Below are 18372 nucleotides of genomic sequence, written 5' to 3'. Positions count from 1 at the left end.
CCCTCATTCATACATATGATATCGTCCTTTACCTTCTTCTTTTGCTTGATATAATGCCGCATCCGCATGCGCTAACAATTCCTGTTCGCTATTTGCGTCCTTTCCATAAATAGAAATACCGATACTGATTCCAACCGGATAAGGCATTCTTTCTTGTACTTTTTGAATCAACTGTTCGCATAACACCCCTAATTTTTCTTCCTCGATATTGCGTAAGAAAATAACGAATTCATCTCCACCAAAACGACCTACAAATCCATCATGCACACTTGACAACAAAAGTTCACCTAAGGTAGAAAGAACCTCATCTCCTGCTAAATGTCCATACGTATCATTTACTTTCTTAAAATCATCCAAATCCACAAACATCATAGCATATCGCCCTTCTGGCTTTTGTGATAAGGCATCTTCAATTTGATGAAGCAATTCAGACTTGGTAAAGGTTTTGGTTAAATCATCTGTATTTGCTTTCAACATCAATCGTTGTTTTTCCAAGTAAGCCTGATGGATATCATAAATAAAGCCGATCAACCTTGCTGCTTTCTGTTGTTCATCATATACTACCCCGGCCTCTACTTCATACCATCGCTGTTCATTTTCCTTATCTCTTAGCTCAAGCTGATATTGGATACTACCTTGTTCTTGCATTTGTTGGATCATTTGATCTCGATCTTTCTTATCAACTAAAATACCTTCCGCAACCTTGATATCTTTTGCCTTTTCTGCTGATATATGAAATCTTTGTTCATAATTACTTGAAACATGCAGATAATTCTTTTTAAAATCATATTCAAAAATTATGGCACTTTTCTGAAGTTTCGCAAGCATTTCAAAACGATGCACGCCCAATGCCTCTTCCTGTATTTTTTTCATTCTTCCAGATACACGATATAATAAAAACATCAGTACCATAAAAACAAGCGCATAGCTTAACGCAAGCAACATGGATTGTTGAAGAATCTTCGAAAATCTTGGTGATAAACTTTCTGCCATAACCAAATTGATCACATACCAATCATTGATTCCTACCGGAGCATAACTTAGATAACGTTGATGTTCGTTTTGATCATATACTAAAAATCCATCTTCGTTTCGTTCCATATGCTTCATCATTTGATCCATATTATAGTCATCTTTAGGAAAATGAAATTGTTCTAACATCGTATAAAAATCAGCATATTTTTCCATTCCTTGATAACTTGCGATCATCTCACCATCTTTTTGTATGATCATGGTCGCACCAATACCTTCGAAGAAGGAATTCGCAAATAGATTGGTCAGATAATCCACCTGATAAACACCTACGATAGCACCTACCATCTTTTCTTCTTTCATGATCGGTATCGCCATGATGATAACTGATGTATCCTGTAAAGAAATTACACCTGAAATATAACGATGTTGTTGATGAAGGATGTCTTGTACCTGTTGCCAATCGATATCAATATCATCATCGTTGCTTGTATAATACTCACCGTCTATATTAAGGATACCATAATCTACTTCTTCTATTTTTTCATTCATCTGTTCTAACATATTGACAATTGCTTCCTTATCACCAGAGTATAAAGTTGAGAAGTCCGCAATCAGCTCTAGCTGATCTTCAAATTCATCAAATGTTTGTAAAATAAAATGGATAGAAGATTCATTTGCTTTCACCAAGCGATTTTGACTTTCTTGAAAAAGATTATTTGATAACGCACCTTGAAACCACGCAAAAGAAACGCTCACATAAGCGCATACAGCAATGATTGCAATGATAAATATCATGCGAAAATTCTTTTTCATATCCTCACCTTATGTTATCCTCATCTTCTCCACGACCAATAAATAGGGCGCATCTTGTTTGTTTTCCATTTTTAAGCTTACTGTTGCATAATAATGAGAATCCAGTTCTTTCACCCATGTAGAAAAATATGCACTTTCTTTTTTCCCCTCATCATGTCCTGGATAGATCACTAAAATAAGGATACCATGTTTCTCTAACAGCTTCAATGCTTTTTCCACTGCTTGCATACTAGTTTCCAATTTCGTTGTGATTTCTGTAGAGCCATGAGGTAGATATCCAAAATTAAAAATAGCGCCACTCAACGCTTCTTTGATATAAAGCTCCATATGTTCATGTCCATCATGAATCAATTCACAATGTTGATCTAACTTCATCTTTTGTAATCTAATCGCACTTTGTTGTAATGCTTCTTTCTGTATATCAAAAGCATACACCTTTTTAACATCTTTCAATCCTGCTAAAAAACAAGTATCATAACCATTCCCACAAGTTAGGTCCGCATATACACCATTTGGCTTTGCTTTTGTTTGTAATATATCATGTGCGATTTCTACTATTCTCTTCATATCATCACCGATGTAATGATACATCTTCTTCATGAGAATTACTAGCCTGTTTTTAAAATGATGTGTATAATAATAACAGTGAGGTGATGAAGATGCAACGTCTTCCAAAACAAGTAGAATGGGTATTGCATACCATGCATCAGCATGGTAAAGAAGCATTTCTTGTAGGTGGATGTGTTCGTGATTTGATCATGAACCGTGAGATTCATGATTTTGATATCACAACAAGCGCCTTACCAAATGAAACAATGGAAATCTTTCAAACACATTGTAAGGTCATCCCTACCGGCATTCAACATGGTACCATCACTGTACTAGTAGATAAACTCCCCATAGAAATCACCACCTATCGTGTGGAACAGGCATATATCGATCATCGTTGCCCATCATCTGTCATCTTTACCGAGAACTTATTAGAGGATCTAAAGCGTAGGGATTTCACAATGAACGCCATTGCCTATGCTCCGCAACAAGGCTTCTATGATCCTTTCCAAGGAAAGAAGGATATCGAGCAACATCTCATTAGAAGTGTTGGTGACCCAAAGCTACGCTTAGAAGAAGATGCACTTCGTATTCTAAGAGCTCTACGTTTCTCTATGACGCTTCATTTTGATATCGAAGAACAATTGACATTGGCCATCAAACAAAAGGCTTCTACCTTATCCTATATTAGTAAAGAACGCATTCGTAGCGAGTTTGATCAAATGTTGTTATCTGATCATAAACAATTACTAAGTACTTTAAGAGCATATGATGTTCTGGAACAAATCATCCCTAATTATAGTATCATTTACGACTATGAGCAAAAAACACCATGGCATATTTACGATATCTTTCAACACACAGACGTGGCTTTAGATCATAGTGATGGCTATCCTTTAGAAAGTAAGTTGGCAATCGTATTTCATGACCTAGGAAAGCCCCATATGGAAACCTTTGATGAACATGGCATTGCTCATTATAAGAAACATGCCCTCATCAGCGAAGAAATGGCAAAGGCTTCTATGAAAAACCTGCATTATGATAACAAAACGATCGAGCGTACTTGCAAACTGATCTATTATCATGATTATTATGTAAAACCTACTCGTAAGATCCTTCGTCGCTTTTTAGCCAAGTTTGATAATGACACTGACTTTGCGATTCAAGCACTGATGGTACAAATGGCAGATGATCAAGCCAAAAACATGGAAAAAGCAAAAGAAAAAATAGATATATTACAAGAATCGATCATGCTTTTAAAAGAGATGGAAAAAGATCAGGATCAAGTTAGCATAAAGGATCTAAATGTCAATGGACATGATATGATGGCATTGGGACTACAGGGAAAACAAATCAAGGATATGTTACACTATTTATATGATATCGTATTGGATGACCCACAACAAAATGAAAAGACTTATTTATTAGATATCGCAAAGAAAAAAATGCAGGATTAACTGCATTTTTTCATATCTTCACAAAGGGTATCACAAAACGCTTCGTCTAGTTGTGTCAAAACATGCTCCTGATACGGCCAATACTTCTGTTTGATTGCATCGATCGTATCTAAATTATTGATATCTGTTACTTGATTCAATACTTCCGTACATGTTTTGATCGGAGAATCATAGATGGATGTGATCTCCATCTCATATTCATGAATACCTTTTGTCTGCATCAGCTGTTGCAGAATCGTTTCTAGTTTCATTGCCTGTCGATGAATGCGAAAATCTGCCATAGCGCTCACCAGCCTTTCTAGAGAAAGGATATCATAAATTCTTACATCATCTTTGTAAGAACAAGAAAAAGACATAGGATATCTTTAACGTATTTGTCTGGCGATTTGAATCATTGTAGGATACGCATGTTTTAAAAATGCTCGATACCCACAAAAATCATCATGAAAATAAAGGGTATTCATCCTTTTACAATTCCCATGACAAATGGAAACAAATTCACAATGATCACACATGGGGCTCATCTTCTTTTTTTCTTTTAAAAAGGTCTTTATCGGTGTACTTGATGCGATATCCATCAACGACATCTCATGAAGGTTTCCTCCTTTATATTCATCCAAAACATAGAAATCACATGGATAGATGCTTCCATCACTTTCTACTACAAATTGTAAGCTACAATAGCCCAACATACCACATTGTAATGGAGGAATATCCGCAAACATCGGAATCACATTATCGAATAATCCAATGCTACGATAGATTCCCTGTTTCATTTCAATCAACCACAAATCATAAAATTGTTGATAAAAAGACGCAAATAGTTCCGGTGTCAATGCAAATGGGCCATCCTTTTCATCCAAACCCGTAAGACAGGGTATCAATTGGATATGCATCATACCTTCTTTCTTATAAAATTCATAAAGCTTTTTGGGATGCCTTGCCAATTGCTTGCTCAACACTGTTAGAATGTTAACCTTCACTTGATACTTTCGAAGCAAATCAATGGCATGCATTACCGTTTTATAAGTTGCTTTATTCCCGGTAGTTAATCGAAAATAATCATGATTTTCTTTATATCCGTCTAAGGATACTCCAATCAAAAAAGCTTGTTCTTGAAAAAACGCACACCATGCCTCATCCAATACATACGCATTGGTTTGTAACGCATAATGAATGGTTTGCGTTTTCTTTTTCTTTGCATTGGCATATGCACAAAATGCCTGAAAGTAAGAAAGTCCTGCAACTGTAGGCTCTCCTCCTTGAAATGCAAAAGTAACCTCTCCATCTTCATCTAAAACTGAAAAAGCTTGATCGATGAGACATTGCATTGTATCCTTTGTCATCATCGGATTGCTTTTGACTTGGCGATGCTCGCTCACATCCGCATAAAAGCAATATTTACACTTCAAATTACAAGATGAAGATGCAGGTTTGATTAAAAAACTTAATGTTCTCATAAAAACTCCTTATATTTCATGATTCATAGATCCTTAAGCTGATCTATGATTTGATCTACCAATGCACAACATCGAACGCTTCGTGCCTCACTCATCGCTTCACTTTGTAAGTTACCTTCTTCAATGCATTGATGAATATGTTCTACCTCATATATCATCTCATATGAACATGGATGTTGCATCGTTTTTGTTTCAGATTTCGTCACGATTTGATAAGATCTTGCCTTCCAATATTCCGGTACCAACACATATCCGTTATCAAAGTAAAAGATGGCATGATTTAATGTGTTTCCTTTCATGGTAATACGACTATTCACCAACACATCATCAAATAAGAAATTCATGCTCACTTGATCACAGACTCCACTTGTCGTCTTTGTCCCCATTGCAGAGACCTTGATGCTTTGTGGCGATAATAAATAATCCAAATATTCTATTGTATAACTTGCACTTCCATATACCACACCACCTTGTGATACATCATGAAACCAGGCAGATCCAGGCTCTGGGAAACTTGAACTAAGTTCTATTTGATGTAACTTTCCTAAGGTTTGTTGTTCTATCATGACTTTGATATCTTGTGTTACCGGAAGAAAGATACTTTTTTGTGCTTCCATCAGAAAACACTGTTTTTCTTTTGCCAATGAAAAAATTTCAATTGCATCCTTTTGAGAAAGGGCAATTGGTTTTTCACAAACAACATGTTTTCCATAGCGCAATGCTTGCTTGATTTCTTTTACATGATTTCCATTATTAACAGATATATATACGATGGAAACAGCAGGATCTTGATAGATATGATCATAGGTATCATACGCCTTATCTACCCCATATTCCTTCGCTTTATCTAAAGCCTTTTGATAAGATCTAGAAGCAATCGCTTCCACCACATCTTCATTTTCTTGGACAGCATGAATAAATCGATCAGTAATTGACGCAACAGAAACAATACCATAATGAAGTTTCATATACGTAACACCTCTTTCCACCATTATCATACCACTCAAGACTAGGTAATCCTACTATAATTTTATCCTAATAAGTAAAAGACACTTCCTTTCTTTTTTGAAGTGTCTTTTACTATTTCTATTTACGCTTTCTGATAAGCAATCGCTCCATTGATCAAGGTATAATGCACATGATTCTGTAAATCTAATAAATTTCGATCACAAATGATCAAGTCTGCATCCTTACCTACTTTTATACTTCCGATACGATCATCCAATCCTAATATTTTCGCAGGGTTGATAGTGATTGCTTTCAATGCATCCCATTCACTTAAACCATCCTTCATTGCCAAAGCAGCACAAAGTGGTAAATATTCTTCCGGAATAACAGGAGAATCTGTAGTGATCGCAATCAAAATCCCTTCATCATTTAATATAGCCGGTGTTTGAAATGATTTATTTGCCAATTCAAATTTCGTCTTATGACCCAAAGAAGGACCGACAATTGCCGGAAACCCACTTTCCTTTACCTGTTTCTTAATGACTACGCCATCAGTACAATGATCCAATGTTACCTTAATATCAAATTCTTTTGCGATTCTTATGACGGTTAAAATATCATCCGCACGATGTGCATGACATTTCAATGGCATTTCCTTCTTCAAAACAGGTATCATTGCTTCTAATTTCATATCATAAGCCGGCATTTTAGAAACATCGGTATTTGCTGCCTCTTTTTTCATCATATACTCTCTTGTTTGGAATAACGTTTCTCTTAATAAAGCTGCGATATTCATTCTAGTACGAATTTTTCCTTTTTCTTTATATACCCGTTTTGGATTTTCACCAAATGCTGCTTTCATCGCAATGGATTCTTTGATTTTCATTTCATCCATAGAAACCCCAAACGTCTTATATGCTACAAAAGTACCTCCAATAACATTCGCACTACCTGGCCCTGCTGCTACACTGGTAACTCCTGCTTTACAAGCATTCACAATTGTTTCATCTATAGGATTACAACCATCAATTCCTCTCATATGTGGTGTAATAGGATCTGTCGTTTCATTTACATCATCTCCTTCAAAACCAATTGCACTTTCTTCCATACCCAAATGACAATGTGCCTCTACCATACCAGGAAACACATACATGCCCTTTGCGTCAATGATTTCATCACTTGTTTCATTCACAACCCCTATTTGCTTGATCTTTCCTTGTTCAATGAGTATATCTCCTTCGATCATGCCCTCTTCTTCCATCGTATAAATTTTTGCATTCTTAATTAACATATTACTTCTACCTTCTTTCTACTATAACTTTACAAATATTTTCATTGTAAGTCAACAAGAAAAAAAGCTCAAAAGATATCATCATGATCATCCTTTGAGCTATACTTTAATTCAATGTTTCTTTTATTAATTTTTTAGCTTGATCGATCGTACTTTGATCAGGTCTCATCACATACAGTGGTGTACTTCCATAAGAATATGTAGGAACCATATCTCCTGTTCCATCTACCAAAGTGCTTTCTACTTCCCATTTGCTCATATCATTGATTTGCATTTGAATCAATGCTGTGATTTCATCTGTGGTCATGTTTGTTTGAAACATACCTTGAATTGCATTTAAAATCGATTCATAGTTATTGATTACATTTTTGGCTGTAAATTTATTGATTACCGCTTGAATGACTTGCTGTTGATTCTCTCCACGATGACGATCCCCTGATTCATAGGAATAACGCTCTCTAGCAAAAGCCAAAGCACATTTACCATCTAAATGTTGCTTTCCTTCTTTGATATGACATCCATGATTTGTCCATGCGATAAAATCTTTATCAGAATCTATTTCAATTCCATTTAAGGCATCTACCATGGTCGTTAACGTATCAAAATTGATTCGCACATTATAATTGATATCAATCCCTAACACATGTTCAATCGTTGCCTGACTGACTTCTACACCATATAATCCAGCATGAGTAAGTTTATCCATAGAACCGGTTGGACATACATTATCATGACATTGTAAAGGTACATAATAATCACGAGGTATAAATACCATCGCTATCTTTTTGCTTACCGGATTCACCGCAACCAACATATTGACATCACTTCTACTCGTGGTAGTAATCGGACCATTCGTATCGATTCCTGATATGTAAACAATGAAACTTTCTTTTGTGACTGCAGCACTCTTTAAATTCTCAATAACCTTTTCACGATCCAAAGAATAAATGACCCTAGTTTCTGATTCAAACTGATTGTTAATTAAATCAAAGCTATCACGAAATCCTTCATTCATAATGATGGCATCTGTTTTATCATCTAATAATTCAGATAACATCTCTTCTCCATTCTTATATTCTGTTTTTGATATTTGATTTTGAAATAGTTCTGTTAACCGATTCAACATAAAATCTGTATTTTCTCGATCAACATCTTTCATGATTCCAAAAGATTTTCCATCTAGATCTTCGATCTTTTGATAAGGACTATCTTTCTTTACCAAAACAGAAATTTCCGTAGTTTCTATTTTCCCATTTGATATTTTATCAATGGTTTCTTGTGCTTTATCAACGATTTTCACATTCACAAATAGCATCAAAACGCTTAATACGATTGCCAAAACTTTGCTACCTATTTTCACAGCTTGATTGGTCTTATTAGATATCTGCATAAAGATCACAAGTGCAAGTAATAACCCTAATAACAACACAACAACGACGAAATATTTCATAGGAAGAAAACGATAAATGCTAAACAATAAATAACAACTAGCAAATAACTGAATGATCCAACAAATATGTCTTCCTAATTTTTTGATATGCTCCATTCAAACGCCTCCTTTTTATTTACCTTTTGTCCATGATTCCTTTTCCTCTTTTACAAGTTTATAATATGTAGAACGTTTGAATCCCAATTGTGCTCGATAGGCATCATGACTCATTTCTTTTCTCATAATTTTCTTAATATTTTCCCCAAAATCATCTGGCAAATGAATCCGAGGTCTTCCAAAAGCTCCTTCTCCCTTATATTTTTTCTCCAAAGCTTTATTGATTCCTTCTTTTTGAAGCTTTTTCACTCGTTTTTTTCTACCTGATTCTACAAAATCAATTAACAATAACAGCGTATCGATATCAAGATCCTCTTCATCTAAAGTCAATAACTGTGCATGAAGGTCTTTTACTGTCAATAGCTTTTGCTTTAAGCTTTTATCTTCAGATGATATCTTATCAATAGAAGGTATCAATAGGATATCATTGGCTTTCAACTTTGTAATCAAATGTTTCCAAGCTTCATCTTCCTGTTGACCCTCTTCATCTATATAGATACGATTTTCAGGTATTTCCTTGATAGAATGCAAGATTTGATCTTTCTCTTTATCTGTTGACAGATAAGCATAAAAATAGTTCATATCAGATCTCCATGACTACGTTTCACTATAGTAATATCCATAATAGTGTTTTGCTTCTGCCTCTACCTTTGTTAATACTGTCCCAAGTATATTCGCACCATTTCTTTTCATCTGCATCAATGCTGCTTTAGCATCATTCTTATTTGTTTCTTTTGCTGATATCACAAAGACCGTTCCATCTGTTACTCGACTTACCGGAATTGCATCCGCAACCGCATCTACCGGTGGACAATCTATTACGATAAAATCAAATCTTGTTCTCAATTGTTCTATCAAATGCTTGAATTTCTCACTTGATAATAATTCCTGTGGATTTGGAACTTTCATCCCACTAGTTAGTAAATACAGCTTTCCATCACTGGTATTATCCTTAAACTTCTGAAAATAAGTATCTTCATTCACATCAAAGCTATCAAAATTTTTCATCAAATTACTTAATCCCATCTTATTAGAAACATTGAAGATCTTATGCTGTACCGGCTTTCTTAGATCACAATCCATCAATAGCACATTGTGATACTTTGCGATACTTACGGTTGCTAAATTACTCGCCACGCTGCTTTTACCTTCAGCAGGATTCGTACTTGTTAAATTGACTACCTGAATATCTCCTTCAAATTGAGAATACTCAATATTCGTTCTTAGTTGACGATATACTTCAGAAAAATCAAACTGCGATTGTTTTCCTACCTTTTTCTTCTTCCCTGTATGTCTTTTTGGTGCTAGTTTTCGTTCCATCTTATCTTCCTCTCCTTCTGAATTTATCGAATAGAGATTTCTTCTTTATCTTCTGCATCTCTTCTAACTCCTCATCATGTAAGATATGATTGGGATTATCTCTTAATAAAAGTGCTGCATTTTCTTTTCCATAGTCCTTAGCAATCTCTTCATAGACATCGGAAAGCTTTGTGATCCTATGCCCTTGTGAGCGATGTGCATCACTTGCAATCACATGTACCATACCTTCTGTTAGTAGCTTATCGGCATTCTTCCTACAAACATCGCCATGTGTTCCAAGAATGCTTGTACGATTCACTTGAACATAGCATCCCATATCGATCCAACTCTGTACTCGATTTAAATCGATACCTTTTGGGAAATATCGTTCTACATGTGCAATGATCGGTATATAATCACGAACCGTCAATTCATAAAGATAATCCTCTGCGTAATCGTTGTTGTCCATATTCCTTCTCACATCAAATTCCACAAGGATATAATGAGATCCTGCCAAAGTATTAAATTGCTTTCGATCGATCATATCTAAATATTCATGATTTAAAAACACTTCTGATCCTGAATAAACGCTGATTCCATAAGGACCTGCCAATTCTTTTAATTCTTGAATACGTTTATTCATATTTTGAATATCAGCTTCCTCTTGTGTCGCAGGAACAAAATGTGGAGTAGAGATAATAGCAGTAATACCATCTTTTTTTGCTTGTTCTAATGTCAGAATGGCATCTTCTTTTGAAGGCATACCATCATCAATTTCCCAAGCAGTGTGATTATGTATATCAATAAAATTCATAACTTAATCCTCAAACCAAGGAATTTCTCCTAATACCGGAACACCAAGAAAGCTTTCTGCTTCCGCTTTATTTTTCAATCTCTTATCAAACAGATATTGAAGAAACACATAACCACAAGATAAGAATAAACCAAGTGCCGCCCCAATAGCGGTATTCATTTTCTTACTAGGTGAAACAGGTGTTTCATCTACCTTAGGTTGATCAGATATCGTCATATTTTTGATATCTAGCTTCTCTTTCATTTCATCAAAGAACACATCCACTGTATTCTTAACAATTGCTTGAGATTTAGCAGGATCATCTGTGGTTGCCTTAACAATAATGATCTCTGTTTCATTTAAATTCGTTACGGATAACGATTTTTTTACTTCCTCAACATCTTCAATATTTAAGTTGTCCGCCACTTTAGAAAGGACTGTTTCACCCTGCATCAAAGACATATAATTATTTACCATCTTAGAGTTAGATGTCAGTGTGTTATAATCTACAACGCCTTGCTCAGTCACATTAGGTTTTAAATAGATACGTGCTGAACTTGCATATTTCTTTTGCATAAAAAAAGTCGTGATCAATAAAGCAATAACAGCACATAATATGGTGCTTATTACAATCATTTTTATATTTTTCTTTAATAGCTTTAATAACGCACTGATATCTATTTCTATTTCATCTTTTATCTCATTTTCATTGAATTCATTCATTATTTCACCTCACAGTTTAACTAATCTTTATTGAAAATATCTCTTGTATACACTTTTTCTTCTACATCTTTCAATTCATCAGTAACTCTGTTTACTACAATAACATCACATTCCTGTTTGAAATGATCTAAATCATTGATGACTCTACTTCTATAAAACTCTTCTTCTTTAAGCGTTGGTTCATATACCACTACTTCTATTCCTTTTGCCTTGATTCTTTTCATGATACCTTGTATTGCACTTGCTCTAAAGTTATCTGAACCTGTTTTCATGGTCAAACGATAAATACCTACAACTTTAGGATCTCTATCTATGATCATTTGTGCAATATGATCTTTTCTTGTTGTATTGGATTTTACAATTGCTTCGATTAAATTCTGTGGTACCTCGTTATAATTTGCCAATAATTGCTTAGTATCTTTAGGTAGGCAATATCCTCCATAACCAAAAGATGGATTATTATAATGACTTCCTATTCTAGGATCTAAACCGACACCCTCTATAATATCCTGTGTATTCAACCCTTTCATTTCAGCATAGGTATCTAGTTCATTAAAATAAGATACACGTAAAGCTAAATAAGTATTTGCGAATAACTTAATTGCTTCTGCTTCTGTACTATCTGTGAAAAGTATTGGGATATTTTCTTTGATTGCTCCCTCTTGTAATAAAGACGCAAATACTTTAGCTCTTTCACTTTTCTCTCCAACAACAATTCTAGAAGGATAAAGATTATCATATAAAGCCTTTCCTTCTCTTAAGAATTCCGGTGAAAACATGATATTATCAATACCATATTTCTTTTTGATTCTCTTTGTATATCCAACTGGTACCGTAGATTTAATCACCATAACAGTATTTGGATTGATGTTCATCACTGATTCAATGATATTTTCCACTGATGATGTGTCAAAGAAGTTTTTCTTTTCATCATAATTTGTTGGTGTACTGATAACAACAAAATCAGCATTCTGAAAAGCAACCTCTTTATCCAAGGTTGCTTTCAAATTCAATTCTTTATCTTTCAAATACTCTTCTATCTTATCATCTTTGATTGGTGAAATATGATGATTGATCATATCCACTTTTTCTTTGATGATATCTAAAGCTATTACCTCATTATATTGAGATAATAAGGTTGCGATACTCAACCCCACATAACCTGTTCCTGCAACTGCAATCTTCATTTCTCCATCTCCAAATAGTATTTAACTGATTGTTTCCAATCTATCATTCTATTAAATCCATTTTCATCTAGCTCTTTTTTACTCATTCTTGAATTTAATGGTCGCACTGCTCTTGTAGGATACTCACTTGTTGGTATTCCATTTACTTTCACATTTTTACCTGTTAACTTGAAAATCTCACATGTGAATTCATACCAACTACAGTAACCTTCATTTGTTGCATGATATACTCCATATTTATCAGTTTCACTCATATCTACTAATAGCTTTGATAAATCATAAGTACTTGTTGGACTTCCTATTTGATCATTTACTACATTGATCTCGTCATGTGTTTCTGCAAGTCTTAACATTGTTTTAATAAAGTTATTACCATTCACTCCAAACACCCACGATATTCTCACAATAAAATATTTTTCAAGTAGCTTCTGTACTTCAAGTTCGCCAAGATATTTACTTTCTCCATACACATTACATGGTTTCTTCTCATCATCCACTTCCCATGCTTTTTCACCTGTTCCATCAAATACATAGTCTGTACTGATATAAAACATCGTTGCATCTATTTCTTTACATACTTCCGCTATATTTCTTGTACCATCTACATTGATCTTCATGCAAAGTTCTTTATTATCTTCTGCAGCATCTACTGCTGTATATGCTGCACAATGTACTACGATATCAGGATGATATTCTTTTATCACTTTTTCTACTTCTGCTTTATTCGTGATATCCATTTCATCTTTATCGATACCTAAATATTCATAGCCTCGTTCTTTTAGTTCTCTACAGACATCATAGCCTAATTGCCCTTTGATTCCTGTTACTAGATATTTCATATCTACACTCTTCCTTTATCCTTGTACATCTTTTCAAAATAATTCTGATACTCTCCACTCAGAATATTCTGCCACCATTCTTTATTGTCTAAATACCATTGAATCGTTTGTTGTATTCCTGTATCAAAGTTATATTTTGGTTTCCATCCAAGCTCTGTTTCAAGCTTTGTAGGATCAATTGCATATCTTCTATCATGTCCTTTTCGATCTTCTACAAATTTGATCAAGCTTTCTGGTTTATCTAATGCACGTAGTATTGTTTTTACTACTTCAAGATTCGTTCTTTCATTGTGTCCACCTACGTTATAGACTTCCCCAACTCTTCCATTTCTTACGATCAAATCAATCGCAACACAATGATCATATACATGAAGCCAATCTCTTACATTGTCACCTTTTCCATATACAGGTAAACTTTCATCTGCTAATGCTCTTGAGATCATTAGTGGAATCAACTTCTCAGGAAAATGATATGGTCCATAGTTATTGGAACATCTTGAAATCGTAACTGGTAATCCATAAGTTCTATAGTATGCTAGTACAAACAAGTCTGCACTTGCTTTTGCACTGGAATATGGACTAGAGGTATGTAATGGTGTTTCTTCCGTAAAAAAAAGATCTTTACGATCCAATGGTAAATCTCCATACACTTCATCCGTTGATACTTGATGATATCTCTTTATTCCATATTTATTACATGCATCTAGTAGAGTAGTTGTCCCATTCACATTTGTCTTTACAAAGATTTCAGGGTCTTCAATGCTTCTATCTACATGGCTTTCTGCCGCAAAATTCACAACGATATCAAAATGTTCTTTTTCGAATAGATCAAAGATAAATTCTCTATCTGCAATATCTCCCTTGATAAATTTATAATTTGGTTTGTTTTCTACTGGTTTACATGTTTCTAAATTTCCTGCATAAGTAAGCTTATCTAAGTTTACGATCATATCTTCAGGATATTTGTCTACCATATAATGAACAAAGTTTCCACCAATAAAACCAGCACCGCCTGTAACAAGTATTTTCATATTATTTCATCTCCTCATAAATAAAATTGCAATCACTATCTTTTAACAAAGGTCCGTTGATATCCTTATCAGAAAGGATTGGTTCCATACCATTTAATAATCCTCCCCAATCTACATTAATCGATGGGTCATTGTATCGGATTCCTCTATCACATTCTTTTGAATATAAATTATCTACTTTATATTCAAACTCAACATTGTCAGTTAGTGTTAAGAATCCATGAGCGAACCCTCTTGGAATAAAGAATTGTCTTTTGTTTTCCTCTGATAATTCAACACTGACCCATTGAAGATAGGTAGGACTTCCTTTTCTGATATCTACAGCAACATCAATTACTGCACCTTTTGTACATCTTACAAGTTTGGCTTGTGCCATTGGACTGTTTTGGAAGTGTAGACCTCTTAGTGTTCCCTTATGAGCAGAAAAAGATTGATTGTCCTGAACAAAAACAGCATGTATACCTAGTTCCTTATATTTTTCTGTACTATAAGTTTCCATGAACCAACCTCTATGATCTCCATGACAATCTGGTTCAATGATGATGACACCAGGTATTTTTGTTTCTATTTTTTTCATCTTATCTCATCCCCTTATCGATATATTTTCCATCTAGAATATTTTTCAAATATTGACCATACTGATTCTTTTTGCATTCTTCATAAGACTTCATCAATTGTTCTCTTGACATCCAACCATTATCAAATGCTATTTCTTCGATACAAGCAATTTTACGATGAGAGTGTTCCTCTACTGTTTCTACGAAATTTGTGGCATCAGCTAAGGATTGATGAGTACCGGTATCTAACCATGTAAATCCTTGTCCAAGTAGTGTTACCTCTAGATCACCATGTTCCAGATAAATTCGATTTAAATCAGTGATTTCAAGTTCTCCTCTTGGCGATGGTTTTAAGTTTTTCGCATACTCAACAACCTTATTATCATAGAAGTATAAACCAGTTACAGCATAGTTTGATTTAGGGACTTCAGGTTTTTCTTCTAAAGAGATAGCCTTTCCGTTATGGTCAAATTCCACTACACCAAAACGTTCTGGATCATCCACATAATAACCAAATACAGTAGCACCATTTTCTTTGGAAGCAGCCATTTTCAGTCGTTTTGTTAAGCCATGACCATGAAAAATGTTATCTCCAAGAACCATAGCCACAGAATCCTCACCAATAAACTCTTCGCCCAAAATAAAAGCTTGAGCAAGACCATCCGGAGAAGGTTGGACCTTATAGGAAAGTTCCAAACCAAATTGATGACCATTTCCAAGCAATTCTTCAAATCTAGGTGTATCTTCTGGTGTTGAGATGATAAGAATTTCTCTAATCCCTGCCTGCATAAGAATAGACATAGGATAATAAATCATTGGTTTATCGTAAATCGGAAGTAACTGTTTACTCGTTACTTTTGTGAGTGGATATAGACGTGTTCCACTACCACCTGCTAATATAATACCTTTTCGTTTAAGCATTTTAGTTTCATCTACCTTTCTTAATATAATTTTTTCGATGATTTAATATTTTATTTAAAGGAATAAGAGTCAATATATATTTATAATTAAGTAAAACATAAACTATACATCCAAGTAAAATTTCTAAAATTAATAATATATTGGAAGAAATATGAAATAATTCGATACTTTTTAAAAAGAGAAACATAATCAATGAGTTTAAAAAAAACTTTTTTGCTTTATTTATATAAGAAAAAATAGGTATACTTTTTCTAACTATCATAATTTGAAAAAACATTACAAAAAATTCAGCAATAAGTGTTCCTATACAAGCACCTATTGATTGGAATTTCGGAATCAAAAAAATATTTACTATTAAATTAACTAAAGCACCTAAAAAAACAGAAATAATGAATTCTTTATCTTTTTCCAGAGGTATAAGGTATTCTGATCTAATAATATTTGCAATAGAAGAAAATAATATAGAAAAGGCAAGTATTTGTATAAGTATTATTGATTTATTGAATCCATCACCTAAAATAATCGGTATTAAATAATCAGCAATACTAATTAAACCCAAAGCAATAGGCGATGCAATAAAAATAACAAAACTCATCGATTTCTTTATATAAAGATTTATTCTGCTATACTCATTATTAGCGACCATATTTGATATTTTAGGTAAAGTGACTGTACCTAATGCTACCACAATTGTAAGAGGCATATTGATTATTTTTTCTGCTTGTTCATAAAAACCAACTTCTGTAACATTAGCTAAATAGCCTAACATTATTTTATCCATCAACTTATAAAGACTCATCGCAATAACAGGAAAAAATAATATAATACAGGGCTTTATGTGCACTTTTATATCATCTAGACTAATTCTACAAAACTTTATTCTATTTTTTAAGAAAGGCAATAATATCAATTGACTAAGCAAAGTGCTTCCACTCATAATCAATGTATAAATGTTAATATCTTCACTTGTTTTTACAAGCAAAATAATTAAGATTAAAGAAATAATTTTTACACTTGCATTCCTTAATACAGTTAGTTTAAATTCTTCCATTCCAAAAAAGAACCAATTAATATCAAACATACTTGACATCAAATATAAAATTTGGATTATTGAAATCACTTTATATGTGCTTCCAAAGCTAATGTAAAAGCAATAAATAACCAGCATTAATAAAGACATTAAAATCTGAATACTATATATTGAAAAAAAAGTTTTAGACAATTCAATAGAATTATCTCTAGATTTAGCGATACTTCTACTTCCATAATTTGTAATACCAAGCATAGCAATCGTCATAAAATAAAACACAATAGCATATGTATAAGAAAAGATTCCAATATTACTTGCTCCTAAAACTCTTGAAGTATACGGAACAGTTATTAATGGTAAGATAATTGATAAAATTTGATAAATAACATTATACAAGAAATTTTTTTTTACATTATTCATAAGATTCTCCTATTTTATTTTTATTTTCAAATTCAATGAAGCTAGTAGTGAATATAAAATCAATAATGCTGTAATTGAGTATGTAAAGGTATTGTCAAAAAAGGATAGTAAATATGAATAAAGAAGGCAGTTATAAATTGCTACTGAATATTTACTTTTGCTTCTATCATTTATATAAATTATAAGTATATAAATAAAAAGTTGCATTAGGTAAATAATATACACACCAAAAAAGCCCATTGTTAGATATGGCTTTAAAAATTGTGTGCTAACGTTTAAGCTACTTACTTGTAAATTTGGCTCTATCTTTTCATAATTAGGTAATCTCAATCTTATAAAATCTGGAACAAATTCAAGTGTATAATCTTTCAAATTAAATGATGGTAAATAATTATTAACGTTATAGTTCAAATTAGCTAAAGGTGAAGTTAGATAAATATAAGTCCAAAAATATTCATTGGGAATCCAAATAGGATATTTATCATTTTGTTTCCCTAATGTAGTAATCATAGAAGACGAATAATTCTTATAAC

General features: G+C 33.5%; 19 protein-coding genes. 1 reads left to right on the top strand and 18 read right to left on the bottom strand.

From position 1 onward, the window contains the following. Positions 1–3 precede the first annotated feature (3 nt). Positions 4–1788 carry a sensor domain-containing diguanylate cyclase gene (locus tag UGRO018_RS14860; protein WP_416327284.1) on the bottom strand — a complete coding sequence of 595 codons (1785 nt, stop codon included), beginning with the start codon at positions 1786–1788 and terminating at the stop codon, positions 4–6. A 9-nt stretch (positions 1789–1797) separates the two neighbouring features. Further along, positions 1798–2355: a tRNA 5-(aminomethyl)-2-thiouridylate-methyltransferase MnmM gene (gene mnmM / locus UGRO018_RS14855; RefSeq protein ID WP_416327283.1), complete on the bottom strand. Its 558-nt coding sequence runs from the start codon at positions 2353–2355 to the stop codon at positions 1798–1800. A gap of 92 nt (positions 2356–2447) precedes the next feature. Here mnmM and UGRO018_RS14850 point away from each other — a divergent pair, with 92 nt between their 5' ends. Next, complete coding sequence (locus UGRO018_RS14850; RefSeq protein ID WP_416327282.1) at positions 2448–3794, top strand: CCA tRNA nucleotidyltransferase; 1347 nt, start codon at positions 2448–2450, stop codon at positions 3792–3794. On the opposite strand, the gene UGRO018_RS14845 is transcribed toward UGRO018_RS14850, so the two are convergent. From UGRO018_RS14845 to UGRO018_RS14770, 16 genes are all read right to left on the bottom strand, one after another. Continuing rightward, positions 3791–4075, bottom strand: coding sequence for a hypothetical protein (locus UGRO018_RS14845; protein WP_416327281.1), 285 nt, complete (start codon positions 4073–4075; stop codon positions 3791–3793). The two genes, UGRO018_RS14850 and UGRO018_RS14845, sit on opposite strands and share 4 nt — an antisense overlap. Before the next feature lie 84 nt (positions 4076–4159). After that, the gene (locus tag UGRO018_RS14840; protein ID WP_416327280.1) at positions 4160–5254 is read right to left on the bottom strand and encodes a radical SAM protein; all 1095 of its coding nucleotides are present in this window, start codon (positions 5252–5254) and stop codon (positions 4160–4162) included. 23 nt (positions 5255–5277) lie between these two features. Further along, on the bottom strand, positions 5278–6222 hold the full coding sequence (locus tag UGRO018_RS14835) for a Gfo/Idh/MocA family protein (RefSeq protein WP_416327279.1): 945 nt from the start codon (positions 6220–6222) through the stop codon (positions 5278–5280). Positions 6223–6344: 122 nt separating this feature from the next. Continuing rightward, complete coding sequence (locus tag UGRO018_RS14830) at positions 6345–7493, bottom strand: amidohydrolase (protein WP_416327278.1); 1149 nt, start codon at positions 7491–7493, stop codon at positions 6345–6347. Positions 7494–7599: 106 nt separating this feature from the next. After that, positions 7600–9039 carry an LCP family protein gene (locus tag UGRO018_RS14825; RefSeq protein WP_416327277.1) on the bottom strand — a complete coding sequence of 480 codons (1440 nt, stop codon included), beginning with the start codon at positions 9037–9039 and terminating at the stop codon, positions 7600–7602. Between the two features lie 15 nt (positions 9040–9054). Continuing rightward, the gene (locus UGRO018_RS14820; protein WP_416327276.1) at positions 9055–9621 is read right to left on the bottom strand and encodes a hypothetical protein; all 567 of its coding nucleotides are present in this window, start codon (positions 9619–9621) and stop codon (positions 9055–9057) included. A 15-nt stretch (positions 9622–9636) separates the two neighbouring features. Continuing rightward, complete coding sequence (locus UGRO018_RS14815) at positions 9637–10359, bottom strand: CpsD/CapB family tyrosine-protein kinase (RefSeq protein WP_416327275.1); 723 nt, start codon at positions 10357–10359, stop codon at positions 9637–9639. 1 nt (position 10360) lies between these two features. Continuing rightward, entirely contained in the window at positions 10361–11152 is a 792-nt protein-coding gene (locus UGRO018_RS14810) for a tyrosine-protein phosphatase (protein ID WP_416327274.1), read from the bottom strand. Between the two features lie 3 nt (positions 11153–11155). Further along, a complete protein-coding gene (locus UGRO018_RS14805) occupies positions 11156–11854 on the bottom strand; it encodes a YveK family protein (RefSeq protein WP_416327273.1) in 699 nt (232 codons plus the stop codon). 20 nt (positions 11855–11874) lie between these two features. Then, positions 11875–13041, bottom strand: coding sequence for a nucleotide sugar dehydrogenase (locus UGRO018_RS14800; RefSeq protein WP_416327272.1), 1167 nt, complete (start codon positions 13039–13041; stop codon positions 11875–11877). Then, positions 13038–13880, bottom strand: coding sequence for a dTDP-4-dehydrorhamnose reductase (rfbD, locus tag UGRO018_RS14795; RefSeq protein WP_416327271.1), 843 nt, complete (start codon positions 13878–13880; stop codon positions 13038–13040). The genes UGRO018_RS14800 and rfbD overlap by 4 nt, the downstream gene beginning before the upstream one ends. A gap of 2 nt (positions 13881–13882) precedes the next feature. Beyond that, entirely contained in the window at positions 13883–14911 is a 1029-nt protein-coding gene (gene rfbB, locus UGRO018_RS14790; RefSeq protein WP_416327270.1) for a dTDP-glucose 4,6-dehydratase, read from the bottom strand. 1 nt (position 14912) lies between these two features. After that, positions 14913–15488 (bottom strand): dTDP-4-dehydrorhamnose 3,5-epimerase, encoded by a 576-nt coding sequence (rfbC, locus tag UGRO018_RS14785; RefSeq protein ID WP_416327269.1) that lies wholly within the window; start codon positions 15486–15488, stop codon positions 14913–14915. A 1-nt stretch (position 15489) separates the two neighbouring features. Then, positions 15490–16389, bottom strand: a complete 900-nt coding sequence (gene rfbA / locus UGRO018_RS14780) for a glucose-1-phosphate thymidylyltransferase RfbA (protein WP_416327268.1) — start codon at positions 16387–16389, stop codon at positions 15490–15492. A gap of 7 nt (positions 16390–16396) precedes the next feature. Further along, the gene (locus UGRO018_RS14775; protein ID WP_416327267.1) at positions 16397–17839 is read right to left on the bottom strand and encodes a flippase; all 1443 of its coding nucleotides are present in this window, start codon (positions 17837–17839) and stop codon (positions 16397–16399) included. A 9-nt stretch (positions 17840–17848) separates the two neighbouring features. After that, positions 17849–18372 (bottom strand): oligosaccharide repeat unit polymerase (locus UGRO018_RS14770; RefSeq protein WP_416327266.1); only part of this gene is annotated, 524 nt, incomplete at its 5' end.

The sequence above is a fragment of the Hoskinsella mucinilytica genome, from assembly GCF_045223415.1.
Classification (GTDB): domain Bacteria; phylum Bacillota_I; class Bacilli_A; order Erysipelotrichales; family Erysipelotrichaceae; genus Hoskinsella; species Hoskinsella mucinilytica.
Note: the sequence above shows the minus strand (reverse complement) of the source record. Positions and strands in the feature narration are given on the sequence as shown.